Annotated in this window: 26 protein-coding genes; 18 read left to right on the top strand and 8 right to left on the bottom strand. The window is 39.5% G+C overall.

All coding sequences use genetic code 11. From position 1 onward, the window contains the following. Nucleotides 1-121 precede the first annotated feature (121 nt). The 8 genes from HHO41_RS00125 to HHO41_RS00090 all read left to right on the top strand — a co-directional run bounded on the left by HHO41_RS00125 (nucleotide 122) and on the right by HHO41_RS00090 (nucleotide 7,616). On the top strand, nucleotides 122-1,021 hold the full coding sequence (locus tag HHO41_RS00125; RefSeq protein WP_169094798.1) for an Ig-like domain-containing domain: 900 nt from the start codon (nucleotides 122-124) through the stop codon (nucleotides 1,019-1,021). A gap of 24 nt (nucleotides 1,022-1,045) precedes the next feature. After that, nucleotides 1,046-2,062 carry an iron chelate uptake ABC transporter family permease subunit gene (locus tag HHO41_RS00120; RefSeq protein ID WP_169094797.1) on the top strand — a complete coding sequence of 339 codons (1,017 nt, stop codon included), beginning with the start codon at nucleotides 1,046-1,048 and terminating at the stop codon, nucleotides 2,060-2,062. Continuing rightward, the gene (locus tag HHO41_RS00115) at nucleotides 2,059-2,871 is read left to right on the top strand and encodes an ABC transporter ATP-binding protein (protein WP_211170985.1); all 813 of its coding nucleotides are present in this window, start codon (nucleotides 2,059-2,061) and stop codon (nucleotides 2,869-2,871) included. The genes HHO41_RS00120 and HHO41_RS00115 overlap by 4 nt, the downstream gene beginning before the upstream one ends. Before the next feature lie 139 nt (nucleotides 2,872-3,010). Next, nucleotides 3,011-4,105, top strand: coding sequence for an ABC transporter substrate-binding protein (locus tag HHO41_RS00110; RefSeq protein WP_169094796.1), 1,095 nt, complete (start codon nucleotides 3,011-3,013; stop codon nucleotides 4,103-4,105). Nucleotides 4,106-4,128: 23 nt separating this feature from the next. After that, nucleotides 4,129-4,875, top strand: coding sequence for a hypothetical protein (locus tag HHO41_RS00105; RefSeq protein ID WP_169094795.1), 747 nt, complete (start codon nucleotides 4,129-4,131; stop codon nucleotides 4,873-4,875). 85 nt (nucleotides 4,876-4,960) lie between these two features. After that, on the top strand, nucleotides 4,961-5,191 hold the full coding sequence (locus HHO41_RS00100) for a hypothetical protein (RefSeq protein WP_169094794.1): 231 nt from the start codon (nucleotides 4,961-4,963) through the stop codon (nucleotides 5,189-5,191). Between the two features lie 14 nt (nucleotides 5,192-5,205). Then, the gene (locus HHO41_RS00095; RefSeq protein WP_169094793.1) at nucleotides 5,206-6,549 is read left to right on the top strand and encodes an Ig-like domain-containing protein; all 1,344 of its coding nucleotides are present in this window, start codon (nucleotides 5,206-5,208) and stop codon (nucleotides 6,547-6,549) included. A 584-nt stretch (nucleotides 6,550-7,133) separates the two neighbouring features. Beyond that, nucleotides 7,134-7,616 (top strand): DUF2062 domain-containing protein, encoded by a 483-nt coding sequence (locus HHO41_RS00090; RefSeq protein WP_169094792.1) that lies wholly within the window; start codon nucleotides 7,134-7,136, stop codon nucleotides 7,614-7,616. Between the two features lie 137 nt (nucleotides 7,617-7,753). Here HHO41_RS00090 and HHO41_RS00085 read toward each other — a convergent pair whose 3' ends face one another. Next, complete coding sequence (locus HHO41_RS00085; protein WP_248278306.1) at nucleotides 7,754-8,572, bottom strand: C39 family peptidase; 819 nt, start codon at nucleotides 8,570-8,572, stop codon at nucleotides 7,754-7,756. A 277-nt stretch (nucleotides 8,573-8,849) separates the two neighbouring features. Here HHO41_RS00085 and HHO41_RS00080 point away from each other — a divergent pair, with 277 nt between their 5' ends. Both HHO41_RS00080 and HHO41_RS00075 read left to right on the top strand, forming a co-directional pair. Beyond that, nucleotides 8,850-9,566 carry a (2Fe-2S)-binding protein gene (locus tag HHO41_RS00080; RefSeq protein ID WP_169094791.1) on the top strand — a complete coding sequence of 239 codons (717 nt, stop codon included), beginning with the start codon at nucleotides 8,850-8,852 and terminating at the stop codon, nucleotides 9,564-9,566. Nucleotides 9,567-9,703: 137 nt separating this feature from the next. Beyond that, nucleotides 9,704-10,144, top strand: coding sequence for a hypothetical protein (locus HHO41_RS00075; protein ID WP_169094790.1), 441 nt, complete (start codon nucleotides 9,704-9,706; stop codon nucleotides 10,142-10,144). A 167-nt stretch (nucleotides 10,145-10,311) separates the two neighbouring features. On the opposite strand, the gene HHO41_RS00070 is transcribed toward HHO41_RS00075, so the two are convergent. Then, complete coding sequence (locus HHO41_RS00070; protein ID WP_169094789.1) at nucleotides 10,312-12,255, bottom strand: oxidoreductase; 1,944 nt, start codon at nucleotides 12,253-12,255, stop codon at nucleotides 10,312-10,314. A gap of 660 nt (nucleotides 12,256-12,915) precedes the next feature. Here HHO41_RS00070 and HHO41_RS00065 point away from each other — a divergent pair. The 3 genes from HHO41_RS00065 to HHO41_RS00055 all read left to right on the top strand — a co-directional run bounded on the left by HHO41_RS00065 (nucleotide 12,916) and on the right by HHO41_RS00055 (nucleotide 14,490). Beyond that, a complete protein-coding gene (locus tag HHO41_RS00065) occupies nucleotides 12,916-13,407 on the top strand; it encodes a DUF2975 domain-containing protein (protein ID WP_169094788.1) in 492 nt (163 codons plus the stop codon). Nucleotides 13,408-13,417: 10 nt separating this feature from the next. Next, nucleotides 13,418-13,636 carry a helix-turn-helix domain-containing protein gene (locus HHO41_RS00060; protein ID WP_169094787.1) on the top strand — a complete coding sequence of 73 codons (219 nt, stop codon included), beginning with the start codon at nucleotides 13,418-13,420 and terminating at the stop codon, nucleotides 13,634-13,636. A 77-nt stretch (nucleotides 13,637-13,713) separates the two neighbouring features. Further along, complete coding sequence (locus HHO41_RS00055) at nucleotides 13,714-14,490, top strand: isoprenyl transferase (protein WP_169094786.1); 777 nt, start codon at nucleotides 13,714-13,716, stop codon at nucleotides 14,488-14,490. 136 nt (nucleotides 14,491-14,626) lie between these two features. Here the strand turns inward: HHO41_RS00055 and HHO41_RS00050 are convergent, their stop codons facing one another. Further along, nucleotides 14,627-15,304, bottom strand: a complete 678-nt coding sequence (locus tag HHO41_RS00050; RefSeq protein ID WP_169094785.1) for a GGDEF domain-containing protein — start codon at nucleotides 15,302-15,304, stop codon at nucleotides 14,627-14,629. A 246-nt stretch (nucleotides 15,305-15,550) separates the two neighbouring features. Here HHO41_RS00050 and HHO41_RS00045 point away from each other — a divergent pair, with 246 nt between their 5' ends. Together HHO41_RS00045 and HHO41_RS00040 are read left to right on the top strand one after the other, a co-directional pair. Then, nucleotides 15,551-16,024 (top strand): hypothetical protein, encoded by a 474-nt coding sequence (locus tag HHO41_RS00045; protein ID WP_169094784.1) that lies wholly within the window; start codon nucleotides 15,551-15,553, stop codon nucleotides 16,022-16,024. After that, entirely contained in the window at nucleotides 16,021-16,515 is a 495-nt protein-coding gene (locus HHO41_RS00040; RefSeq protein ID WP_169094783.1) for a hypothetical protein, read from the top strand. Before HHO41_RS00045 ends, HHO41_RS00040 begins: the two co-directional genes overlap by 4 nt. A gap of 327 nt (nucleotides 16,516-16,842) precedes the next feature. On the opposite strand, the gene HHO41_RS00035 is transcribed toward HHO41_RS00040, so the two are convergent. Continuing rightward, nucleotides 16,843-17,850, bottom strand: a complete 1,008-nt coding sequence (locus HHO41_RS00035; protein ID WP_169094782.1) for a DUF3231 family protein — start codon at nucleotides 17,848-17,850, stop codon at nucleotides 16,843-16,845. A 122-nt stretch (nucleotides 17,851-17,972) separates the two neighbouring features. After that, nucleotides 17,973-18,974, bottom strand: coding sequence for a DUF3231 family protein (locus HHO41_RS00030; protein ID WP_169094781.1), 1,002 nt, complete (start codon nucleotides 18,972-18,974; stop codon nucleotides 17,973-17,975). Nucleotides 18,975-19,166: 192 nt separating this feature from the next. Between HHO41_RS00030 and HHO41_RS00025 the strand changes: the two genes are divergently transcribed. After that, entirely contained in the window at nucleotides 19,167-19,634 is a 468-nt protein-coding gene (locus tag HHO41_RS00025; RefSeq protein ID WP_169094780.1) for a GNAT family N-acetyltransferase, read from the top strand. A gap of 73 nt (nucleotides 19,635-19,707) precedes the next feature. Here HHO41_RS00025 and HHO41_RS00020 read toward each other — a convergent pair whose 3' ends face one another. Both HHO41_RS00020 and HHO41_RS00015 read right to left on the bottom strand, forming a co-directional pair. Continuing rightward, the gene (locus HHO41_RS00020) at nucleotides 19,708-20,220 is read right to left on the bottom strand and encodes a hypothetical protein (RefSeq protein ID WP_211170984.1); all 513 of its coding nucleotides are present in this window, start codon (nucleotides 20,218-20,220) and stop codon (nucleotides 19,708-19,710) included. Between the two features lie 223 nt (nucleotides 20,221-20,443). Next, nucleotides 20,444-20,932 carry a DUF2975 domain-containing protein gene (locus tag HHO41_RS00015; RefSeq protein WP_169094779.1) on the bottom strand — a complete coding sequence of 163 codons (489 nt, stop codon included), beginning with the start codon at nucleotides 20,930-20,932 and terminating at the stop codon, nucleotides 20,444-20,446. Between the two features lie 261 nt (nucleotides 20,933-21,193). Between HHO41_RS00015 and HHO41_RS00010 the strand changes: the two genes are divergently transcribed. Both HHO41_RS00010 and HHO41_RS22530 read left to right on the top strand, forming a co-directional pair. Then, nucleotides 21,194-22,975 carry a DUF4153 domain-containing protein gene (locus HHO41_RS00010; protein ID WP_169094778.1) on the top strand — a complete coding sequence of 594 codons (1,782 nt, stop codon included), beginning with the start codon at nucleotides 21,194-21,196 and terminating at the stop codon, nucleotides 22,973-22,975. Nucleotides 22,976-23,174: 199 nt separating this feature from the next. Beyond that, nucleotides 23,175-23,309: a hypothetical protein gene (locus tag HHO41_RS22530; protein WP_282434250.1), complete on the top strand. Its 135-nt coding sequence runs from the start codon at nucleotides 23,175-23,177 to the stop codon at nucleotides 23,307-23,309. Between the two features lie 107 nt (nucleotides 23,310-23,416). On the opposite strand, the gene HHO41_RS00005 is transcribed toward HHO41_RS22530, so the two are convergent. Next, on the bottom strand, nucleotides 23,417-24,406 hold the full coding sequence (locus HHO41_RS00005) for an ABC transporter substrate-binding protein (RefSeq protein WP_169094777.1): 990 nt from the start codon (nucleotides 24,404-24,406) through the stop codon (nucleotides 23,417-23,419). Nucleotides 24,407-24,843 lie beyond the last annotated feature (437 nt).

Here is a 24,843-nt window from a genome sequence, read left to right as displayed (position 1 = left end):
TTCTTTTGAATATAAATTTCACCAAAATATTATTCTCACATAACCAAAAGTTGAACAACGATCACTTTCTCAAAACAAGATGATTTATCCTTAAAAATTCAATGTAGAGGAATGAAGAAGATTGAAGAGAACAAACAAGATATTTTCAAAAGCGACTGCCCTTCTTTTCATGTTGCTATTGTCATGCCTAGTGATTGGACAAATCGCCTTTGCTGAAGGTGACGGTACAGGTGGTGGCAGCAGCGAACCATTGTCTTTAGTTTCATCATCGCTAAGCAATGGGGCCACTGGTGTTTCGTTAAAACCAAGCATAACGCTCACGTTTAGTAAAAATATCGTCAATATGTCAGTGAGTGCCAATAATAAGAATTGCTTCTCACTCCTATATGCAAACGGTGCCAATGTGCCAATTGATATTATCTTTGCCGACGATCAAATTGACCGTGAGAAAAGAAATGACGCGCTCATTATCCCAAAGGCAAACCTTGCCCCAGGCACAAACTATACATTGGTCGTCAGTTCAGCACTAAGATCTAAAAGCGGGGTAACCATGGGCAGTGACATCAGAATTTCCTTTACAACCGAAGGCAGTCAGCCGCAGCCGAACCAAAGCAGTTCCGTTACCGCACCAAAGCCGGAAACATCTGTACCACCAACACCATCTCAACCATCAACACAATCAAAAACGGAAACGTCTTCTACTAATGCAGCTTCAACCAATAGCACAACGACTAATAACGGTAAAAACACACCAGCACAAGATGCGCAGACTGCTGCAAATAGCCCAAGCGAAGAACAAGCTTCTGACGTTACCAAAGAAGACGCAAACAAAGCAAATCAAGAAAACATTAAAAAACCAAAGCCCTATCAAGCAGTCGATTCCATCAATACCGAATCTAAATCAGACAAGCAGGAAAGTAACAGCAGCAGCACTTGGGTCGTAGCAACCATTATCATCGCACTTGGCGCGACCGCAGCACTGGTTTATTTTTACAAAAGAAAAAAACGCACTGCAAAATAGGTGAAACTCCTTCTCTATAAGTAGGTGGAAGCTATTAAAAAGTCACTCTTTTACTTCAGTTTAATAACGGCGCCAATACTTTGCATATTTGTATCGCTACTATTAGGGCGATACCCACTCGATGCTGCAACCGTTCTGACCGTTTTGCTCAATAAAATTGGAATGACAACGATGGACACGAAGGAAATGGCCTCGTCGATCGTTCTGAATATTCGCCTCCCTCGTGCTCTGTTGGGGGCATTGGTGGGTGCGAGCCTTGCCGTAAGCGGCGCCGCTTTCCAAGGCGTGTTTCGAAATCCGCTCGTCAGCTCGAGCATTCTCGGGGTTAGTCCGGGGGCTGGCTTTGGGGCAGCCCTGGCGATTTTATTATTCGATCAAGGCTTCATGATTTATCTGTTTGCGTTCGGCTTTGGGGTCGCTGCGGTAGTGCTGAGTTTCCTGATCGGTCGCAACTACAATACGACATCGACCATCATGCTTGTCCTGGGCGGGACGATTGTTTCATCGGTGTTTTCATCGCTTATCTCACTGGTGAAATACTTGGCTGACCCGCTTGATCAATTGCCGAAAATCACGTTTTGGTTAATGGGAAGTCTCGCTTCGGCCAGCTATCATGATATTTTGATCGCCGGCATTCCGATGGTCGTCGGCATCATCGGTCTTCTCGCGATTCGCTGGCGCATCAATATTTTATCAATGGGCGATAAGGAAGCGCGCGCCCTTGGCGTCAACTTAAGTTTATTAAAAGAAATCTTGATTGCTTCGGCAACCTTGGCGACTGCCGGAGCGGTTTGTGTGAGCGGAGTTATCGGCTGGGTTGGCCTGATTATCCCGCACATCGCTAGAATGCTTGTCGGCAATGACAATCGTCTGCTAATCCCGGCGACGATTTCGATCGGGGCCTGTTATCTCGTGGTCATCGATAATTTATCAAGGACCTTGACTGGTTCGGAAATTCCACTCGGGATTTTGACAGCAATTATCGGGGCGCCATTCTTTGTTTATTTATTAAAAAGTAAAGCAGGAGGATGGTCAGCATGATGTCAGCCCTCAAAATTGAAAATGCAAGTTTCAACTATGGCAAAACTGAAATCTTCCACAACATTAACTTTGAAATCAGCACGGGCGGGATATTTTGCCTCTTTGGCCCAAACGGCTGCGGTAAATCGACATTGTTGGAATGCATTTTGGGGTCGCTCAAGCTCTCAGGCGGTAGCATCACCTTAAATAACAAGCCGATCAGCGCCTATAAACCAGCCGAGCTTGCGAAACAAATCAGTTATGTGCCACAAAACCATACGAAGAACTTTCCTTACAAAGTAATCGATATCGTCCTCATGGGGCGCGCCGCCTACACCGGCACCTTCTCTGCGCCAGCGACTGAGGATTACGAAATCGCTGAAGCAGCGTTAGAAACGTTAGGACTTTCTTCTTTTATAAATAAACCTTATACGCAGCTGAGCGGAGGTCAGACCCAGCTCGTGATGCTAGCTCGGGCACTCGCCCAAGAAACTTCGATCATCTTAATGGATGAACCGACAGCCCATTTGGACTTCCGCCATGAATTAATTATTTTAGAAACAATTGTTAAGTTAATAAAACAGAAAAATATCTCGATTATCATGGCGACTCATTTTCCAAATCACGCTTTTTATTTTGAAAATAGTGATATACACACAACGGTTGCGTTAATGAATCACCACGGCTTTGAAGCGGTCGGAAGTCCCACGGACGTCTTAACCGAAGTGAATATGCTGCACACCTTTAACATCCATGCAAAATCAATATCGGCCATGACCGATCACAATAAAGTGGTCAAAGGACTGATTCCGATTGAGGTGGCGAGGTGATCAAAAGCGCAAGCACCTTACACAGGGGCGACAGGAAGAAGGCGAGCCTTGCAGGAAATCCTGATTTCCGGAAAAGATTGATGTCCCTTGGCGCCGAAACTGGACGTATTACAACCGAGAAAGTGGTGATCACGCGAAGATGAGACAAACAAAATTTAGCATTGCGATATTGGTATTATTTTTATCAATCGTACTAGCAGCTTGCTCCGTAGATAGCGAGGCCGCAGACGCCAGATCAACCAAAGCTGGTAAATCGACCACGGTTTATGATTATTTGAGCCGCGAGGTTGTCATTCCGGACAAGGTCGAGCGCATCGCCTGCCTTTATGCTTTTACGGGACATGTCGTGACGATGCTCGGTGAGGGCGATAAAATCGTCGCGGTTAATAACGGTTTACAGCGTGACAATTTATTAAATGAAATCAATCCCGTGATTAGCGATGCGGTTGTTCCAAACCGCGGCGATAAAATTAATATTGAAGAGCTGGCCAATATTGGGCCCGACCTTATCTTCATTCAAGAGTCTACCGCCAAGGATGAAGGTGAAGTGAGAAAACTCGATGAATTAAACATTCCTTATCTGGTCGTTAACTTCAATTCAATTGAGGAGCAACAGCAAGCGATTGCGATGATTGGGAAGGCGATTGGTAGGTCTCGGGAAGCGGAAAGATATATTGATTTTTACAATGACATCATTGCCCAAGTGTCTGAGGGCGTCAAAAATATTCCAGAAAAATACAGAATCAGAGTTTACCATTCTGTGAATGAAGCAACCCGAACCGATGCGGCTGGATCCTTGCCAGCAGAATGGATGAAAATTGCCGGTGTCACCAACGTTTCTGTCGGTGAAAATTTAAAGCTGACCGATGGCAAGTATTTTGCCAACTTGGAGCAAATCTTGCTGTGGAATCCCGAAGCAATCCTTGTCAACGAAGACGGGGTTTCCGATTATATCTTAAGCAATCCACAATGGGAAACGTTGCAGGCTGTGAAAAATAAAAAAGTGTATCAGCTGCCGAATGGCGTGTCGCGCTGGGGCCACCCTGGCGGCTTAGAGACGCCGCTGGCGATTCTTTGGACGGCGAAAACGCTGTATCCGGACAAATTTTCAGAAGTAAATATGGAAGAGGTTACTGGTGAATTTTATCAAGATTTCTTCAATTATAAGCTGGATGAAGATTATATCGCTAAGATACTCTCAGGTAAAAACATGCGTATACCGAAAGGCAACTAAACTAGAGATGGGGTTACGACTATATGAAAATCTTCTTGTGTATTGATGATACAGACAATATTGATAGCAAAGGTACCGGCGAGATTGCCCAGGATCTTGCTTCGCTAATCGAATCAATTGGTTGGGGAACTTGCTCGTCCATCACCCGGCACCAATTACTCGTTCATCCTGATGTTCCCTATACTTCCCATAATAGTTCGATGTGTTTTACTGCTGATATTAACAGCGAATACCTCGATGAGACAATTGAGGCCGCGATTAAAATTTTAGAAACAGAGAGTGCTGAAGGGTCCGACCCAGGACTGTGCGTGTTCATCCCTGACCGTCTGTCGCAGCACCAACAGCAACAACTTATTGCGTTTGGCTTAAGAGCGAAGCAGGAAGTGTTAACGAAGCAGGAAGCCTACGATTTAGCGGAGGCACTTTCGCTTCATTTATCGGAGCATGGCGGAACTGGCCAAGGCGTGATTGGAGCGTTAGCTGGCGTTGGTTTGCGACTCACCGGCAATGATGGCCGTTTTAAAGGGCAGCACAAGCTTCACTCGGATAAAAAGGTTGTAACTGTGGCGGAGATTCTGGGTGAGACAGCGATTGACCTTGTCAGAACTCCAGCCGGCTTTATTTTACACGAAGAAGAACTTATCACTTTAGGCGAAAAATTAAAAAGTGTGTTCCTCAATCACCAGTCCGTGCTGCTTGTTGAATCGGTTGCTGTTGAGGGCGAGATGCAATGGGTGCCATGCGCTGGCCGCGCATTAAAACAGTATTAATCATGTCAAAATTGGAATAGATAGATGCCACCTCGGTCGGCAAAAGACCGTATTCATCATGTCAAAATTTAGAATAGAGGGAGCTATGATTACATCAGTCAACGGAAAGAAAAGGTTCAGCGGCAATCCGGATCATCCTGAGGTTTTTGGAGTTACCACACGGATGGCAGGTAACTGCACAGTGTTCCAAATGGATGTCGAAGATGAGATTGTTTATGAAAATCAAACCACTTGTTACAATTGCCGCTATCGTCGGTGGGAATTCGAAGGATTTACTTGTTTCAAAGACTTTCCAGTCAACTCTAATAATGTCTAAAAGGAGATTTCACCATGAAGATGAACAAATTTCTATTAAACGGACTTTCGATTGGCGTCCTGACGCTTGTCCTATTATTTAGCACGGTTTTCGTATCATATGCAGCCGGCGGGAGCGGGAGTGGCAGCGGCGGTGGTACCGATCCTGTAACTTTCGTCGGAGCCTATTTAACAAGCATTTCTGAAAACGTCTCGACCACAGGTGAAGATGTTAAGGATAGCAACAACATTGGTGCTAATCCCACTATTAAACTAGTGTTTAACAAAAACGTTGTCAATTCAACCGTTTGGGGAACGAATAGCCAAGCGATCTCGTTAGCTGATGCGAACAATAATGCCGTACTGGTTGACGTGTTCCGAATTCCAGATGAAGGCGACGGCGCTAATCCTGATGAAAAAAGAAATATTTTTGTCAAGCCAACACAAGCCTTAACTGCTGGCGCGACCTACACATTAACAATTAAAGCTAGTCTTGCAGCCAACAATACTTCAACTTTAGGCAAAAAAGAAACAGTCACCTTCACCGTTAAAGAGGATACAGTTGCACCAGAACTAACCGTTACTGCACCACAAAATAACAGCATTTCTACGAAAAAGAAAGTTACAGTTACGGGCACGACTGAAGCTGGCAGTATTGTTAAGGTTAATGACACAGTAGTACCTGTAATTGACGCGGGCGTGTTCAGCTATGAAGTCACGCTGAATAATGGAGCGAATCAAATCACAATTTCGTCTACTGATGCAGCGGGCAACGAGGCAAAAACAGTGTGGACGGTTACGTATGATAGCAGTAGCGCTGGTGGCGGTAGTGGCTCTGGTGGCGGCAGCGAGGAGCCGTTGGCATTGCTTACTTCAACCATTCAAAATGGCACAACTGGGGTATCTGTAAGACCACAAATCAAGCTAACTTTTAATAAAAATATTGTAAACAGTGCTGTAAGTGAAAATAACAAGGGAAGTTTTTCATTACTTTCCGCAACTGGCACAATCATTCCGATCGACATCATTTTTGCCGATGATGCAACCGAACCTGATAAGCGAAATGATGCCATCATCATTCCAAAAAGCGATCTTGATTTTAATACAGCTTATACTTTAATCATTAGCTCAGACTTAACATCAAAAAGTGGTGTGAAAACAGGGCAAGAAACGAAAATCGCCTTTACAACCGAAGCGGCGAAGGCTGCAACCACACCTGTTCAGGCTGTTGGTGGTAGTGGAGCGGCTACAGTTTCACAACCTAGCGGTACTGAATTACCCAACACAGCAACGAACTACTACACTACTGCGATGCTTGGTTCACTGATGGTCGCCCTAGGCGGAATCACCTATTTTATTAGAAGAAGAAAGACTGCTTAAGTTTGGCTCTGTAATTTGAGAGGGTAGCACATAGTGCTATCCTCTTTTTATTGGTTTGGTTTTGGTGCCGGGCGCCGGTCACCGAGCATATCATATTTTAGACGAGCATATGTGTATTAAAGCGAGCATTTCGTTATAAAGCAAAGCAAAAACCAAAGCTAGTGAGCATAATTTTATGAGGATGATTTGAGGTCGAGCATAAATCTTCCGAAGTCGAGCATAAAATTTGAAAAGCCGAGCATAAATCTTCGAAAGTCGAGCATATCCCTCCCAAAATTGAGAAAATTTTAATAGCTCCTTTGTAACTACATAAGCTAAACTTGATTTTCACACAGTTTTTACTCATTTCTAAAAAATTTTGCTAAGTTCACATTTATCTCTATCCTAAATCTGCATACCTAATTCACTTTTAGGTGAAAATCAACCATTTTCCACGAATTTTCACCACTCCGCCACATTTAAACACCCAACACACAATCCTATCACCCACCCATTCGACAAAATTCGGGGCGTGACAGGCACCTAAGTGTTGTGATAAGATGAGTCGAACAATCTTAATATAAAGTTATATGTTAGGTGATGAAATGAAACTGAAGAGCCATGTAAAGTATTATCTCCTCCGTTTGTTTCGCTTGAAGGCCGGTACACACTCGATTGCAATGGGATTGACGTTAGGATTTATCCCGCATTGGTTTCCCACTTTTGGGGTTGGTGCACTCCTTTCACTTGGACTTGCTAAATTAGGAAGAGGCAATTTAGTTGCCGCTTTTTTGGGAGGAGCACTCGGAACAGCGATTTGGCCGTTTTTGTTTTTCTTAAACTATAAAATTGGAAGCCTTTTGTTTCGCCGTTCAACCGAAATCACAGAGCTCAAAAGCGCTGCGCATTTCGATTTTTCACATCTATCAATACACGGTATCGGTTCTGGCGGCTTATTATTTTTCACGGGAGCACTCGTGAATACATTACTCTCCTTCTTGTTCATGTACCTAATAGTTTATACACTTTTCAAAAAACATCGAGTAAACATTTTATATATGCTAAAAAGAAAAAAAGAGCCAAGCTAACTGCGCAAAGATAGCTTGGTTCAACCATATGAAGAGGATAGTGCACATTAGCACTATCCTCTTTTATATTGAAAAACAAAGGAGAATTATTCGACAAAACTCGGGCGGTGACAGGCACCTAAATGTGGAATCTCACCTTATGCATAGCTAACGGCTTGGGACCCCATTTGTTCCCAAGCTGCTTCAAAGTTGGCTTTCGGAACAGATGTATAGGCCTTGTCAGCCAATGGATCATTTATATAAACGTTATTTTCATCATAGCCCACTACCAAAACGCTATGCTCCCGATAAGTAATCTGCACCTCGCCAGAGCTTGTATCCCAAATCGAAAATTGATCTTCAGGAAGTAAGGCAAATCTTGAATTCGTTACTACCCAAACCGGAACACCATTGTTCAACTGCTGATAAACAGCAGCAATTCCTTCGCCAGTTAAATCTATTATCCTGCCCGGTAGATAGGTTTCAGCCAAATCGGCAATAGGACCGTGGTATACGCCATACCCTGAGTTATCAAATGAGTATATGTCACCGACGAAACCATCATTTGGATTGCTACGAATCCCGTTTTGATCACGAAAAGGCACCGTTTTAATTTCTTTTGCAAGTGTTATCTTATCTACCGAAACTCCAGCAAACTGCAAGAGCATCGCCAAACTTGTCACCTCGCAGCCCCTTGCCAATTCTGGCATTTGTTTAATATGCGGAACCCCCTCAATGGTAGCTTCAGTCTGTGACTGATTCTCGCTTTGCGAAACGGCACTTGCTTGATTTTGGACTTCATCCTCCTCAGAAACCACAGAATTTGTTACGGACATATTTGATAGCTTTTCTTCTACTTGTAAAATCTCACTGCTATTTTCACTATTATTAAAAGAATCATTTGTTCTTTGTATCCCCAGATAACCCGCACCAAGAATCCCAATTGTGATGATAAAGGGAAGAACTCTTATTTTCATTTCATTTCTCCTCCCTGCTGTTTATCTATTCCTTCAGCTTCAGTATAGAGAGGAGATGTTATCATTCAGCGAAGAATTCCTTAACAAACTATTAAAAACACTCTTCTGTTAAATTCATTATACGAGCCACCCCACCACCCAAGACCTTCCGACAAAATTCGGGTGGTGCCTGGCACCTTATCGTATTGACATTGATAATCATTTTCATTAGAATTTTTAATAGATTGAATTAGAGGGTGAATCATAATGAGTTTGATACACAAATGGGCTGTTTTCGTTGAATAAATTAACTCCAACACAAGCAAATGACCTGGCCAAATACCTCGTAACACTTTCGTCAGATGAGATTCCTGCAGCAACCGTTGATGTTACCGATGAAAGTCTGGACGCACTCCTCCAATATGCAAAGGAGAGCATTGGCAACGACCGAGATCGCGTCGCTGCTTCCATGTTTTTTCGGAGATATGCATTTGTGATGACCGCACAATTGTTTATGTTAAGTAAGCATCGTGTAGCCTGGCAGGGCGAACTACAAGACATATCCATTATTGATGACGGGAATAATCCTCATTGGCTTCCGACCTTTTTCTTGAAAAATAATGATTGGGTTAAAGTTGAAGAGGATAAAGTTGCAGATAGCATCCGCTCGATTTTAGCAAAATTTGGCGCTGCACTCCTTCTAGCTGTTGCCGCAAAAACAAAAACTTCGAGATTAGTATTGTGGGAGAACATTTGGAGCTATACGTTATGGATGTATGCCGAACTGTTAAAAGAATCGGACATATCACCCAAAGTGGAGAAGGATCTGGCAATCCTCCTAAATGATGAGGTGTGGGCAGGAATAGAAAAGCAATCACCATTCAAAAAGTTTTTAGGTGACAAAACTGTACCAGAATCCGTTCAATCATTTAAGCGAGTCACCTGTTGCTTCTATTATGAAATTGATGGTAATGACAAGTGTGCGTACTGTCCTAATGCTGGATGTTCAAAATAGGTAAAATGATCCATTTTATAACAAGAGGATTTGACGCTTATAAAGAAAATGGCTTGTCTTCCTATAGTCGAAGAATCAATGTAAATCCAAGCTTCCATTTTCGCCCAAAACGTCTGCTAATTATGAGATAATTTCCATTGTTGAGCATGCAGTTGTTGGAAAATGGAGGGTTTAATCTGAAAAGAAGAATGAGAAATTCGCTGATTTTGGCTTTTATCGTAATAATCGTTTTGTTAGCTTTTATTGTTATCAAAAATTTGAAATGGCCTTCATCAGATATCAATCAAATTCAAGTAGGTTATGAAATAGATGATGAAACACAACAGATAATTGATTCAAGGAATACTTTAAATAGAAATAATCAGGTTATTTTTAATGTTGTCCTAAAAGAAATGGTAGAAAAGCGAAGGAGTGTCCCAATTAAACTTATTCTGGTGCAATCCAAGACCAACAAGGAAGTTTTTTGTGAATCAAGAGAGGAATTCGAAGGATCTTCTGGATTTTCTATTAATTTTGATGCGACAAAAATTGAATCAGGTGATTACGAAGTGAAGTTATATCAAATAACAAATTGTTAGAAAGTAAAAAAATAATATTTAGATAATTAAATTTATGCCTGAAACATCAAAAGCTCAATTTACCAAATACAGCAAATTGAGCTTTTTCATTTTTATGTTAGACTCAGCACCTGGCAGCCACCTCAACATTCGACAAACTTCGGGGCGTGCCTGGCACCTAAAGGCACTTATAGAGCGTAGGCGGTTTCGAAGCCGTGTCGCGTTGCTTCACTTAGGGATGAGCCTCCCACGGCATCTCCGATTACATACACTTTGTCCAGCTTATTTCTTAAAGCTTCCTCTAATGGGTTATAAGCCTCAACACCCATTGCCACAATGACATACTCTGATTCAAATTCCTTGTGCTGCCCAGTAGCTGGTTCCTCTACGATAACACGATCAGGAAGTATTTTTTCCAAACTATGATCCGTCAAAACGTTCACATTGATTTCCTTCAGCTTGTTTAACAGCCTTAATCTCGTATCTTGGCCAATTCTCTTGCTTGCTTTTGTAGGAATTTCCACAAAAGTAACATCATTACCAGCCTCTGCAAGGCGGCGATTCGTTCCATGACAAATCATCCCGCTGCCGACAACAGTAACTTTACTATTCGCAAACTCTTTTTCCTGAAGTTTCATATCTTCATAGGTATAGACATGACCTAAATCATTACCCTCCACGGCTGGAAGTTTTGGCCTTCCTCCAGTTGCTAGAATAACCGCATATGGTTTCATAGAGACGACCCCGTCAATGGTAGCTTCAGTATTCATGCGCACATCAATGTTCAAACGTTTCATTTCATTGCTGAGGTAATCAATGTGCCACATCATTTTCTCACGATAATTCGGGTCAGTTACAAGGTGTAATTGGCCACCAAGCTTTTGTCCTTTTTCAAAAAGAGTTACAGTATATCCTTTTAATGCTAGATTTCGAGCTGCTTCCATTCCACCTGGACCACCACCAACAATCACAACCTGTCGTTTTTCGCCAGCAGGAATAGGTTCTTGCCCCTTAAATTCTAATTCTCGACCTGCTCGAGCATTGAGAGAACACATAATGTGTGAGCCACCCATCGCTGAATGGATACAATGAAGACAGTTAATACATTTTCTAATTTCCGCTTCGCGTCCTGCCATTGTTTTATTCACCCACTCAGGCTCTGCGATTAAGCCTCGGCCTATCGCAACAAAGTCGGCTTTTCCCTCGGCTAAAACTCCTTCGACGAATCGCGGATCACGAATCGACCCGACTGTGATAACAGGAATCTTTACTTCTTTTTTAATAGCATCGGCCATGTAAACTCGCCAGCCCTGTTCAAATAACGGCGATTCAATAATTCGGTCCATAGATTCATAGGTTCCGCAACTAATATGGAGCCCATCCACGCCTAATTTTTCCAAGTACTGACAAATCCGTTTTCCTAACTCCAAATCGATGCCGCCTTCGACAAACTCATCGACGCTAAGACGAACAGTCACAGGATAATCCGCACCACACTTTTCTCTAATCCCAGCAATGATTTCCTTGATAAATCGCATGCGATTCTCAAAGCTTCCCCCGTATTCATCGGTCCGAACATTTGCTTGAGGGCTTAAGAACTGGTTAATTAAATAGCCATGGGCACCGTGAACTTCAACGCCGTCAACGCCAGCCTGCTTACATCTTACGGCGGTTTGCACAAACTTACCAACCAGTTCTTTTACTTCCGCTGTTGTTAATTCCCGAGGTTCCTCACCTACTGCTGCTGATGCAATGTTACTAGGCGCAACGATTTGTTTCCCATTGATTAACGCGGAGCTAGATTGTCGGCCTCCGTGATGGATTTGGACAAAAACCTTTGCTCCATGTTTCTGGATAGTATTGGCTAGACGTTGAATCCCTGGGATGAAGCGGTCGTCATCGAGCCTTAATTGCCTAATAAAACCTTTCCCGTATTCATAATCGATACAAGTAAATTCAACAATAATTAACCCTGTTCCACCTTTTGCTCTTTCTTCATAGTAAGCAACAAGTTGATCAGTAACCTCTCCTTCAGAACCTGCCAGATTCGTTCCCATTGGTGGCATAACGATTCTGTTTTTCAATGTTACCTTGCCGATTTTGCCTTCTTTGAATACGTTTTGGTAATCCATATGTAGGCCTCCCCGATTACGTTTTTTGTGAAATTAATCACAAATACTGTCAATATTTATTTTATAGAAAAAATAGAGAAACTTCCGCGTCTTCATTTGAGCGTTTCGTGACAAAGGTATGTGGAATTTATGGGGAAACATGGTCGGTCAAGGTCGAAAGCCTACTTGTTATATTGAATGAATGCGACCACTTAGAATTTTTTAAAAAATGCGTAACGAAGTGAAGTATTTAACAGAATTATAAAAACGATTCCGATAAGATAGACTAAAGTTTAATTTATAGGAGCAGTATAATGAATTTCCCAACTTATGAAGAAGCAGCAAGAAACAAGCAGCTAAAAAAGAAAATCACATTCATTGTAGTATGTATAATAGGTGTATCAATAAGTGTTGCATTATCAATTTTACCGAGTCTTATCGGTTAGTGGCAAAAGCTAGGAAACGGGACTTCTATCAAAAAGTACCGTTTCTTTTTTTTGCACTTTTGAGCGTGACAACCACCTCGAAAATTCGACAAACTTCGGGGCGTGACAGGCACCAAAATGGCACCGCGGTGAGCACCACAGGGAGCACCCGACGATAAAAATGATAAAATTTTATTGAAAAACGATAAATCACATGTTAAAATCAAATCGAAAATATCTTGTGAGGTGCTTTTTTATGAAACGAGGTTCAACAAACTTTCTAAGGGCTGCTGTGATCTTAATAGGCCTCCCAGTTCTCGGTTTGTGCATATTTTACCTACCTAATATTGCAAGCGATGCAATCGGACACGCATCAAAAGGTTCAGAGCTAGCCTATGTGGTATACGGCCTTTTATTTATTATGTATGCTTCAGCAATCCCGTTTTACTTTGCACTGTACCAAGCATTAAGACTGTTAAGTTATATAGACAAGAACCAAGCTTTCTCTCAACTATCTGTAATAGCTCTTAAGAAAATTAAAAAATGCGCCATCACCATCAGTAGCTTTTACGCGGTTGCCCTACCATTACTCTATATCATTGCGGAGTGGGATGACGCACCGGGTATCATCCTAATCGGAATGGTCATCATTGGGGCTTCAATGGTGGTCGCCGTCTTTGCCGCTGTTCTCCAAAGACTATTACAAGAAGCGATCAATATAAAATCTGAAAATGATTTAACAGTCTGAGGTGAATACAATGGCGATAATTATCAATATAGACGTAATGTTGGCTAAACGAAAAATGAGCGTCACAGAGCTTTCGGAGCGAGTTGGAATTACGATGGCAAACCTTTCTATTTTAAAAAATGGAAAAGCAAAAGCGGTACGTTTTTCAACTTTAGAGGCAATTTGCAAGGCTTTGGATTGCCAACCAGGAGATATTTTAGAATATAGAAGCGACGAAGACAGCAAGTAATGAAAATGAACTAAGGTGGATCTCCCCCCCACTGCCTTACATTTTGGGGAAATCCACCATATTTCGGGGGATATACAATGTCAATGAAAATTCCTTTTTTTAAAAATAAACAAGTGAAAGATCAAGATCACATACAATATCCGCAAGATAGTATACCTAACCATGTCGCCATTATTATGGACGGTAACGGACGTTGGGCGAAAAAGCGAGGTATGCCTAGAATTGCTGGCCATAAAGAAGGATTATCGACTGTTTTAAAAGTAGTGAAGACTGCCGCCAAGTGCCAGGTGAAGATTCTAACACTATATGCGTTTTCCACGGAAAACTGGAAACGTCCAAAACCCGAGGTGGATTTTATCTTGAAACTTCCCAAGGAGTTTCTTCATATCTATCTGCCAGACCTTATCGCTAATAATGTCCGCATTCAGACAATCGGCGATATTGAAAGTCTTCCGGCCCATACACAGGAAGCGTTAAGGTTTGCTATCGAGCGGACTCGTGACAATGATGGCCTTCAGCTCAACTTCGCCTTTAACTACGGTAGCCGGCTCGAGATGCTGAATGCCATCAAAAAAATGTCTGCTGATATTGAAGCGGGGAATTTGTCCCTTGAAGATGTAGATGAACAGCAGTTCTCAGAATATCTGTATACGGCAGGCACGCCAGACCCTGATCTGCTCATTCGCACCGGCGGCGAAGAACGCCTGAGCAACTTCCTGCTCTGGCAGTTAGCATACACAGAATTCTGGTTTACCGACGTACTATGGCCGGATTTCTCCGAGCAAGAATTTCTCCGCTCCCTTGAAGACTACCAGCGGCGCCAAAGACGATTCGGCGGCCTACTAAATGGATAAAAAAAGGTGCCTTTTTTGGCACCCATTTTTTGTCTAAATTTTGACAATTTGTGTCCTTCGCAATTTGTGCTGTTGTTCATTTTTTTCATAATAGAAACAAAAAAAGTTAATCGAACCTTCCCGATAGGAGAATGGTTCAATTAACTTTTTTTGCATAAGTAGTTTTCTTTGCTGCCTTAAATAAATACATTTTCCGGTCTGCTTCTTTAATCAGTTCACTTAAAACCATTCCATCATCAGGAAAAATCGCTGTTCCAATCGATACAGAAACAATGATGTTGTTAAGCCGTGAAACTTCATTTAACTCTTCCTCGATACGTCGTATTAAAAGCTCAGGGTTTTTAGTTTTTACTAATGGTGAGATGACAAGGATTTCATCTCCACCCCAACGAGCGACAATATCATTTTCTCTCGTTACCTTTAGAATGGCGGCAGCAATATCATGCAAGATTTTATCGCCAATCTCGTGACCATACATATCATTTATGGGTTTAAAATTATCAACATCTACAAAGGAGATACAAATTTTTTTATTTTTCCGGCGCGCCAATGCTATTAAATTCGGAGCGATCATCTGGACAAATCTTCTATTATATAGATTCGTTAGTTCATCCTTTTCGGAATTGTATTTTGCTTTGTCATATTGACTTCCCATCCACCAAGCGATTCCAGAAAAGAAACTCAAAGCTAATAAATGAAAATAATTGAGTGTCAGCCCATCGATAGACCACATTACTATACAAAGAACAATCACAAATATAGTGGTAAACACCCTGCCTGTGTACTCCATAATAGCATCCTCATTCCGAATCATTCCGACTCCCATTATAAAGTAAATTTTACCATATGAATTATACCGAAAAAATGAAATATTGTTAACAATTATAATAGTTTGTTGCTTTCCAAAACTATTATAGAACAACCCATTCGACAAAATTCGGGGCGTGACAGGTACCTTTAGTTTAGTTTTGTTGTTTTGTGTTAATAATATGGTTATTGTTCGTGTTATTTGTTGGTTTGATTTTAGCGGTGAGAATATTTTGATCTAGGGTGATGTTATTTGGGCTTTGCTACTTTCTGTTTTCTTACATGGCTGGCAACTGCACTTTTTGTTGTCCTACCGAAACAGCTTTCTCTCATTGAAAACACCTTTGTGTACTTAGTCATTATGATTTTTAGTATTAACTTCTCATGGATTTTCATCGAAGAATATCATTTCATGGAATTAACCAAAAACGGAATGAAATATACAGCCTATCTATTAGTACGCAGTGTTTTACTGCCTATGCTCTTGATTATATATTTGAATTTCCTTCAAAAGGTTCATAAACGTCCAACAATCATTCTTATAACTGCCGCTTCGATTGGAATAATGATAGGAGTAACTTATCTTTCCACCTTTTTTAATATTTTAGAATACAGAAGATGGAATCACACTTATGATGCAGTTTATATCTTACTACTACATCTCTTGGCCGTTTCTAGTCTCAAGCTAATAAAAAAAGTATCAGAAAGCGCGGTTAAATATACATGATTCTATGGGAACAGTTTGATAAAAACGAAATCTATATTCTTGTGATGCTGGCGCTAAGCTATGCCGCAATTTTTCTTTTTCCAAAAATTCTCCCCAGAGATATTACCATTTTGTTTTTGGTTTGGGGATTTGCCAACTCAACATTATTTGACTTTACGATTGGTGGAGGACTACTTGACTTCTATAGAGTAAATGATTCAAATCGCTATGAACTAACTGACCTTCTCACCTACTTTTTATTTGCAACCTTTGGATATTTTTTTATTTATTTTTATGAGAAATTCCGGATTAATCAAAAGCGATTTATTTTCTATATCCTTGGTTGGACAATAATCGGATTAATGATGGAAAAGGTTTCGGGATGGATGGGTGTTACCCACTACCAACACGGATACAAGATTTATTATTCAATCGTCGTTTTTCTAATTGTCCAAACAACAACTGGTCTTTACTATCAACTACTAAAGCCCAGTAAACAAATTTCAACTTAAATTGAGGGAGCCACCTACTGCTATCACCCCTTTTTCATTGTTTGTCGTAAACAAATTTCATTCAGCCGAAAATCAAGAAGGAGATCTGCAAATTTTGCATGGTCTTCTTTTCAATTTCCGGTGAGTATTTCTTCCATTTTTACGGGCAATTATCTAAGCAAAAATAAATTCAAGCAGCCAACGACAGGAAAAATACAGCATAAAAAAAGTCCATCTCATGTCTCAACAATGAAACAAAAGACAGACTCTTTTCGACAAAATTCGGGGCGTGACAGGTACCTTGAAAGCACCTCAAAGGCACCTCGAAAGAATTTTAAACTCACCTTATTAAACTTTTCGGTCGATTGATTGCGGGGGTTGTTCAAACCATTTTTCTTTTATCGCTAGGAGTAATCCCTGCTCGTAATACTTTCTCATATCGTCTGATATTTTGCTTAATTTATAGACAATATCTGTTCTTAAACTGGAAGTCATCGCCTGATTAATCATCGTAAAACAAAAGATTCCGAGGCATGTATTCACAAAAAACAACATTAATTTATCGGAAAATGGGGGCACCTCTACCTCGGTGATTTGATAATCCCCTGAGGCCGAAATCGGAATATTTTCTTTCTCAAGAACTTCTTGAAGTGAAATTAACACTTTTTCGATTCCATCTCTCCCTTTACCAAAATGTTGTTTCAACTCTTTTGTTAGTGCAAATTTACTAAAAGTAACAAAGACCATTTTTGAAAACTGTGCCCTATGGATAATCTTAGACAAATTGGCAATCTCAGCAACATTTAAAGGTCGTGAACCTCCAAAAAAGCCATTAAGATACATAAAATTGTTTACAATTTCCACATCACTATCTATCGCTACTTGTGGTGGTCTCAAATATATTCCTTTCGTTAACATTAAGTCTACAATTTCATTCTGGATTTTCATAAAAAATGTTAGGGTTTCTTGAAAATGATTCCTCACATCGTCCCTCGTGCTGTCTGATAATGCGGTTGGATATGTACTCATAGTGAGGTGGGTTAAATCAAAGTAAATATACAAAATATAAGTGTCAGAAAAAACTTTGAATGCCTCCACCTTAACATCTTGATCGGTAAAGCCCAAAGGGACAGTAAGATTCTCTTTATCAAAAATCTCCTTTAGTTCACTTATATTCTTTTGAGTTTGATGTAACATCTTTTCAATCATTTGTTTTATCATACGGTCTTCTGTACTTGAAATGAAATATTCACAAAATCTTTGTACCATGCTGCTCATCATATAGGAAGACCAAAGATTAGATACCTCGGTCGCAGTCAAATCCATAATAGGCACATATTTGTGAAAATTACCCATCTAAATCCACTCCTTTATAATCAGTATTTCCACACTCCCACCAATTATTTGCAAATCAAAAACTTCAGATAAACGAAAAAACACCCCAACCGTTCGACAAAATTCGGGGCGTGACAGGCACCTTATTTGTACAGGTTACTTCTGTTTATTGGTTGGGGGGGTTGTTCCATCCATCCGCGGTTGATCATAATGTCTAAACCTTCATTGCCATATTTTAATATTTCTAATATGAGTAACGCACACTGCGAAACTAAATCTTTCCTTAATGAAGTAACCATGGTGTTAGTCAGCAAATTAACCCCTGTTACAGTAGTTGATGTAATAAGGAAGAGAATCAATCGATCGGAATATGGGGAAATGGTTGAGTCTGTAACTTCGATACTGACAGGAATGTTACCAAGCTGCTCATCATCCTTTAGAAACTTGTTAAAAATATCGACTTGTTTTTCGGACAACTTTTTCCCTTTAATGAGATACTCTTTAACTTCCTTATCCCTCACCACCTGAACGAGCCCCATCAAAAGTATAATTCCGATGTAATTTCTTTCAATCGCATAAAAGATCTCTCCTAATTCTGATGCGTTAAGTGGAGGTTTTTCGCTGATGTATACATTTAAAAAAGTTTTTTGGCTTTTTATATATTCTACTTTGTTTGGATATGGAATTTTTGGAGGACGATCATAAATTCCTTTAGCGAGCATTAACGCTAAGGATTTTTTATATAGCTCAGTAGAAGCTTTGAGACTTTCATCAAAAAATTGGACTACATCGGTTCTTGCAACTTTTGTAAGAATAGTACCATAACTTGGAACACTCATCTGCCCAACTCGATAAATAATGCTTAGAGCAAATAAGTCGGAAAAAAGTGGCGGAACGGTCAAATCAACATCATTTTCCGAAAAACCTTTTGGGATTGGAAAATTTTCCCTAATAAGGATTGCTTCTATTTTTCTAATAGTCTCTTGTTGCAGCATCATAGCTTCTTCCATATGAGGTTTAATTTCTAAATCTGTTAGATGAATCTGAAATGGCTTGTACATACAAATGGTTGCACTACTCTGCATGTATGAATTCCATAATGCTGCAATCTCAGGTGTGGTTAGTGGCATGTTTTGTTCTTTCATGTTCTACTCCCAATCGCTACAATGTTTAAACATATCATGTGTGGAAAAAGATAATTTTATACTAAACTTAGATGAACGATGATTTTCATAACACGTAGAAATGTGGCCAAATCTGTATGAAGCCACATCTTATAACTCTCCCCAATTTCTGATATAATTAAAAATTATGAAAATGATAAAGGGGACAGCTCCATGAGATGGATAAACTTAAAGGAAATTGATAGCAGGAATTTTTATCAGTGCATTCTGCTAAAATCCGAGCAATCTAACCAACATACACTATTTGAAGAAAATGTTGCTTCAAACGCTTTTTCTATTGCTCAGTCAAAAGTAGAGCCTGAATGGGAAACAAAAGCCATATATAATGAGGAAGATGAAATCATTGGATTTGCCATGTACGGGCTATCCCCTATTTTAAACATTTTCTTCATTTCCAGATTGATGATCGATTACAAGTTCCAAGGTAATGGCTACGGGCGTCTGGCTTTGCTTAAAATTATTGAAGAAGTAAGAAAATCCCATCGTGAAGCGATATATACAAGCTTTGTCCCAACCAATGAGAAAGCGAAAAATTTATATACTAGTCTTGGTTTTACAGATACGGGCCGTTCCGTGGAATTCGGAAATGAATCTGAGACCATTTATTGTTTGAAGTCATAGTCATACTCAACTCAAAATAACCACTAGCACCAATAATAAAAAGGAGAGCTGCAAATTTTGCATCCTCTCCTTCTTAACTTTCACAGAGTTCTTCATTACAACGTACCATTTCTTTACTGCAGTCATTATGATTATGCTGAATCAATTCTTTAATCAATTGAAAAATATATAATATCGAAGCAAGAACAGCAAAAACATACATTAATTGTAATTTTTTCATTCGTACTAAAGATGCAATTCCGAACTTGGTTAAGAGAGGAACCACAACATAAGTAAACAATCCGTCATAGATTAAATTCACAATGACAAATTTAAAAAGCCTCCCATACGACCATTTCAATATCCACAACGAGCCAACTAAAAACGGTCCAAGTATAAAGGGAATGGATCCTGATAACTTGGGAAAGATGGTTTCGTACCACCACCACCATTTTCGTTTTTTAGCAATCGCATTCGTAATTCTGACTAGAATAGCCATCAATAATCCAGTTGATAAATATTGATTAAATGCTCTTTTCCCCATCAATGGAATCGAAAACCAGGGGAGTATCATCATGATTAACAATAATGTTCTAGAATACTTCATGAGGTCCGAACCCCTCCTTTAATTTTCTCCATTATGGACACCAAGATTATAATTGTAACAACAAGTAATATTCCTCAATCATAAAAAACATATTCAAATTCACATAAAAGAAAAAACGAGAAAGAACAATAATCCCTCCTCGTTTTTTAAAATTATCACCGTATTTATCATGCCAAAAACATCAGAGTGTTATTTCGGATGTTTGAACCCAGGCTTCTCTCCCCTAGACAATTAAATCGTTCTCTGATTTCATCTCTATCGCTTCTTGAAAAAGTTTTTGAAGGACAGCGGCAAAGACTGTAATCACCATTGACGCGAAGGTAAGGATTAGTCCCAAACTAATTAAACCCGTTATGTCTTCACCCTTACCTCCAAACAAAACTATTACAGTAATGAGTCCTGCAATTATGATGGTGCTGATTGTGATGGCACAGCGTTTGATATATATCAAAGCTTTAACTGATAATTCCGTAAAGGCTTTGTTTTGACCAATATAGCTTAACAGTTTTAATGCTTGATACAAGGCAACAAAAAATGGTGTTACAAGTATATATGCTCCGATCAAAAACGGATACTGTAAATAGGCAGTCTCTGGATGTGCGGCGGCATCTTTTGCAGCTAACTCAGGCAACCCAAATATACACAAGGCAAGAACAGCAATTCCAATTATATAAATGACTGTCTTTAAAAATAGCGTTGAACCTTGTTTCACACTAAAGCACCTCACATAAATATTTTCACATTGACTTTATCACATTTATTATCGTTTTACAATAAAACATTATTGTTTTTTATTATATTATTGTTGTCTTGGAAAAATCGTGCAGCACGCCATTATTTCATATTCTCACGCAGTTCCTCAACATTTCCCAACCTGTCATTTAGGTTTATAATGAATATAGAAGGGTAGAAGTTTATTATTCATCAAGTTTCTTAAAAATTGTCCCGCAATGGAATGGGAGGATTGAAGACGATGAAATGGATAAAAAGTCTAAAAAACCGGCTCAAGAGTGTAACTGACGCGATTACCCGTTTCCCCTTAACAACTTTGTTTCTTTTGGCAGCAGTTACAATGAATGCTTATGATATTCAAGCAGGAAAGAGCATTTTATCAAAATACCTTTTAACCTTCTTAGTTGGTGCGTTTCTCAGCGCAGTTTTCCAGGTAGTCTATGAGCGATTTTTCACAAAAATTTCGTCTCGGCTTATGTTAATGTGCGGGGCAGCATTGTTAACAGCCGGATACTATCTTCTGATTAGACCTGCACCTAGATTAAGCATGGAAATCGAAATAAGGACCGCAGTTGCGTTATTTGCCTTACTAATTGCCTTCATTTGGATTCCTGTCATAAAAAGCAAAATAAATTTCAATCAAAGCTTTATGATCGCATTCAAATCATTATTTATCTCCGGCTTCTTTGCTGGTGTTATTTTCGCTGGAATCTCCCTGATTCTTCAGGCCATACACATCTTGATTTTTGTAATTAATGACACAGCCTATCAGCAAACAGCAAACATTGTTTTTATATTGTTTACCCCTATGTATTTTCTTTCCCTCATCCCAGTCTATTTCGGAACAGCAGAACAAAATAAAGCGGCGGAACTGGTAGACAGTAAAAAAGAAATAATCGAGAGGGCGGCCCATTGTCCAAGGTTTTTGGAAATTCTTATATCTTATATTGTGACTCCACTAATCGCAGTATTTACATTAATTTTGGTCATCTACATTATTCAAAATATCAGCGGTGAATTTTGGACAGATAATTTATTAGAGCCGATGCTGGTTTCATACTCCATTACGGTTTTGTTAGTGTATATATTAGCAAGTGAAATCGAGAATAAATTTACAGCCCTCTTCAGAATGATTTTTCCAAAAGTGTTAGTGCCAATCGTTATTTTTCAAATTATTGCATCAATCATAAGCTTGGCAGACACAGGCGTTACTCATACCCGTTATTACGTGATATTGTTTGGCCTTTTCGCAGCTGTATCAGGGGTTTTATTAAGCTTTTTACCGGTCAAAAAAAACGGTGTGATCGCATCTCTCTTAATTGTTTTTGCGGCCGTATCGATTATACCGCCTTTAGATGCATTCACGATTAGCCGAAATAGCCAGACTGATACGCTCCAAGAAGTGTTGGAGAAGAATAATATGCTTGAAAATGGCAACATTAAGCCGAATGGAACAATCCCGGATAAGGATAAACAAACGATTACGAGTACTGTAAATTATTTAAGGATGATGGAATACACAGATAAGATTGAATGGTTACCCGAGGAGCTAGATAATTACAGCGATTTTAAAGATACTTTTGGATTTGAAGAGAATTATAAGCAGGTTAAATCAACAGGCCCGGTTTCCCTGAGCCTCGAGCCATCCACACCAATCTATACAAAAGACTACGATGCCTTTGTGCAATTCGATATATTTTTAAATGAAAAAAATAGTGATGATAAGATTTGTGAGATCAACAAAGCTGAAAAGAACTATACTCTGTTAAAGGACTTTAACAAAGACGATATCATCCTTAAATTAATCGATGAAAATGAGTCCGAGGAGCTAATCAGTTTTAACACAAAAGAAATCTATGATAAGTACGGCAATTTCCAAAAAAATCCTGGAATTGTTTCAGCCGAACAAGCCACAACCATCAAAGAAAATGAAAAAGCAAAAATAGCCATTATCATCCAAAATGTATATATCGACAATCAAAACAACAATGCACTACTATATGTACTCATTCAAATCAAATAGGAAGCAGAGGACTCCTCTCTGCTTCCTTTCTTTTGTTCTGGTTGTAGTTGAATCACACAGCACTTATCTTAGGCTAAATGTACTTGAGCTTGAACTGCTGGTATAGCCTGTTAGTGTGCTAGCAGCGCGTTTAATTTGGGAGAAGTTGGAGAATAGTCATAACAGGGGAATTTTTCAAGAAATATTAGGGAGCTAATTTATGATTAATATATGGCTGTTACCGTGGGTATCGGAACATATGATTAAAAAACCAATTGCAATGCCGGTGTTTATGGTTCTATTATCCATCTTTTTATCAGTAATTACATGGATAAGACAGCGAGATCGTAAATAATCGAGAATAATGTTTTTATAAAAAAATAAATATCAAAAAACAAAAACGAGGTAGACTGATATGCATGGTCTACCTCGTTTCTTTGTTTGTATGCTAATTATGGGCAATTATTTCTTTAATAGTATTTCTTCAAGGTCATCTAACATTAGGTTTGCCGCGAGCACGCCACCGGCAGTGTTCCAAATCGCGTCGCTTACCTCATAGGCGTTACCACTTTTAACTGCATTTAAGTTTTTCCAAAGTGGGTCATTTGTCCACTCTTCTGCAGTGTTCAACGCTTGTTGGTCACCGTTCGGAGCATATGTGAAGTAGAAGAGATAGTCAGCGTCCATTTTAGGAATGACTTCCTTACCGACTTCTATTGCAAGATTACCCAATTTATTATCTGGAGTGAATAGTTCTGCTTGGTCAGCAGCCCGTTTAAATCCAATCTCATTGAAAATGACACCAGAAAATGAATCTGTGTAGTAAATACGAGATTTCCCAGCCATAAAGCGAACAACTGAAACTTCTTTATTTGCTTTATCACCAAGGTTTTCTTTCAAATCAGCCACTTTTTTATCGTAAGCGGCTAGAACTTCTTTTCCTTGTTCCTCAAGATTTAATGCTTTTGCATATAATGAAAAATTGTCTTTCCAATCTCCTCTTAATGTTTCAGAAAAAACAGTAGGGGCAATTGCGCTAAGTTGCTCATAAATCGCTTCCTGGCGCAGTTTGTTTCCAATAATGAGGTCAGGTTTTAAAGCAGCGATTTTCTCGACGTTTACTTCACTCTCGACACCTACTACTTCAACGCCCTTCATATCATTTTTAATATGGTCATACCATGGATCACCGAGCCATGATTGAACTGCACCAACCGGTTTTACCCCTAATGCAAGTAACGCCTCTGTACCCTCATTTGATAAAATCACAACTTTTTGCGGAGTACCCTTGATCGTAGTTGTACCCATCGCATGTTCAACGGTATAGGATTTTTCCTCGCTCTTTTTTGTTTCTTGTTTTTCAGAAGTTTTATCTTCTGCCCCTCCGCAAGCTGCTAAAAAGAATAATGCTACAACAGAGAAAATAGTCATGAACATTTTTACTGGTTTCATTGTTAATATGAAGCCTCCTTGACTTTTGGTAATTTGGTAATTGATAATCATTTTCATTTACGGGTTAATCATAAAATGAGAGGGCGTCGACTGTCAACATCTAATTGAAAATGATTTTCAATATCATAAAAGTATGATAAATTAATGGTATAATTGAAAATGATTCTCAAATTCATTATATTGATATTAATAGCATTTACTATTTTTACGAAAAACTCTTTTATAACTGAATGTTGATTTCACTTCGTTAGAAAATAACCGGAGAATTTCCGCTTAAATTGGGAAATACCCATATTTCCCTTAGAATAAGCGGAATTTTTCCGGTTATGGTATCCAAACATTTTAGCCCCTTAACTGATTTGGACACCTAAATTTAGTAGGAGTACAATTTAGTTAAGAGGAGGAGTCCACTATGAGTAAGAGAAGAAATAGTGTGA

The sequence above is a fragment of the Bacillus sp. DNRA2 genome, from assembly GCF_012843265.1.
Lineage (GTDB): Bacteria > Bacillota > Bacilli > Bacillales > Cytobacillaceae > Bacillus_BU.
This window is presented reverse-complemented; position numbering and strand designations above follow the sequence as displayed.

Excerpts from the sequence above, each read along its gene's own strand:
- HHO41_RS00095 (WP_169094793.1), top strand. The coding sequence starts at position 5,206 with ATGAAGATGAACAAATTTCTATTAAACGGACTTTCGATTGGCGTCCTG.
- HHO41_RS00040 (WP_169094783.1), top strand. The coding sequence starts at position 16,021 with ATGATTCTATGGGAACAGTTTGATAAAAACGAAATCTATATTCTTGTG.
- HHO41_RS00065 (WP_169094788.1), top strand. The coding sequence starts at position 12,916 with ATGAAACGAGGTTCAACAAACTTTCTAAGGGCTGCTGTGATCTTAATA.
- HHO41_RS00070 (WP_169094789.1), bottom strand. The coding sequence starts at position 12,255 with ATGGATTACCAAAACGTATTCAAAGAAGGCAAAATCGGCAAGGTAACA.
- HHO41_RS00055 (WP_169094786.1), top strand. The coding sequence starts at position 13,714 with ATGTCAATGAAAATTCCTTTTTTTAAAAATAAACAAGTGAAAGATCAA.
- HHO41_RS00110 (WP_169094796.1), top strand. The coding sequence starts at position 3,011 with ATGAGACAAACAAAATTTAGCATTGCGATATTGGTATTATTTTTATCA.
- HHO41_RS00115 (WP_211170985.1), top strand. The coding sequence starts at position 2,059 with ATGATGTCAGCCCTCAAAATTGAAAATGCAAGTTTCAACTATGGCAAA.
- HHO41_RS00035 (WP_169094782.1), bottom strand. The coding sequence starts at position 17,850 with ATGGGTAATTTTCACAAATATGTGCCTATTATGGATTTGACTGCGACC.
- HHO41_RS00085 (WP_248278306.1), bottom strand. The coding sequence starts at position 8,572 with ATGAAAATAAGAGTTCTTCCCTTTATCATCACAATTGGGATTCTTGGT.
- HHO41_RS00005 (WP_169094777.1), bottom strand. The coding sequence starts at position 24,406 with ATGAAACCAGTAAAAATGTTCATGACTATTTTCTCTGTTGTAGCATTA.
- HHO41_RS00025 (WP_169094780.1), top strand. The coding sequence starts at position 19,167 with ATGAGATGGATAAACTTAAAGGAAATTGATAGCAGGAATTTTTATCAG.
- HHO41_RS00090 (WP_169094792.1), top strand. The coding sequence starts at position 7,134 with ATGAAACTGAAGAGCCATGTAAAGTATTATCTCCTCCGTTTGTTTCGC.
- HHO41_RS00050 (WP_169094785.1), bottom strand. The coding sequence starts at position 15,304 with ATGATTCGGAATGAGGATGCTATTATGGAGTACACAGGCAGGGTGTTT.
- HHO41_RS00010 (WP_169094778.1), top strand. The coding sequence starts at position 21,194 with ATGAAATGGATAAAAAGTCTAAAAAACCGGCTCAAGAGTGTAACTGAC.
- HHO41_RS00060 (WP_169094787.1), top strand. The coding sequence starts at position 13,418 with ATGGCGATAATTATCAATATAGACGTAATGTTGGCTAAACGAAAAATG.
- HHO41_RS00020 (WP_211170984.1), bottom strand. The coding sequence starts at position 20,220 with ATGAAGTATTCTAGAACATTATTGTTAATCATGATGATACTCCCCTGG.
- HHO41_RS00100 (WP_169094794.1), top strand. The coding sequence starts at position 4,961 with ATGATTACATCAGTCAACGGAAAGAAAAGGTTCAGCGGCAATCCGGAT.
- HHO41_RS00030 (WP_169094781.1), bottom strand. The coding sequence starts at position 18,974 with ATGAAAGAACAAAACATGCCACTAACCACACCTGAGATTGCAGCATTA.
- HHO41_RS22530 (WP_282434250.1), top strand. The coding sequence starts at position 23,175 with ATGATTAATATATGGCTGTTACCGTGGGTATCGGAACATATGATTAAA.
- HHO41_RS00105 (WP_169094795.1), top strand. The coding sequence starts at position 4,129 with ATGAAAATCTTCTTGTGTATTGATGATACAGACAATATTGATAGCAAA.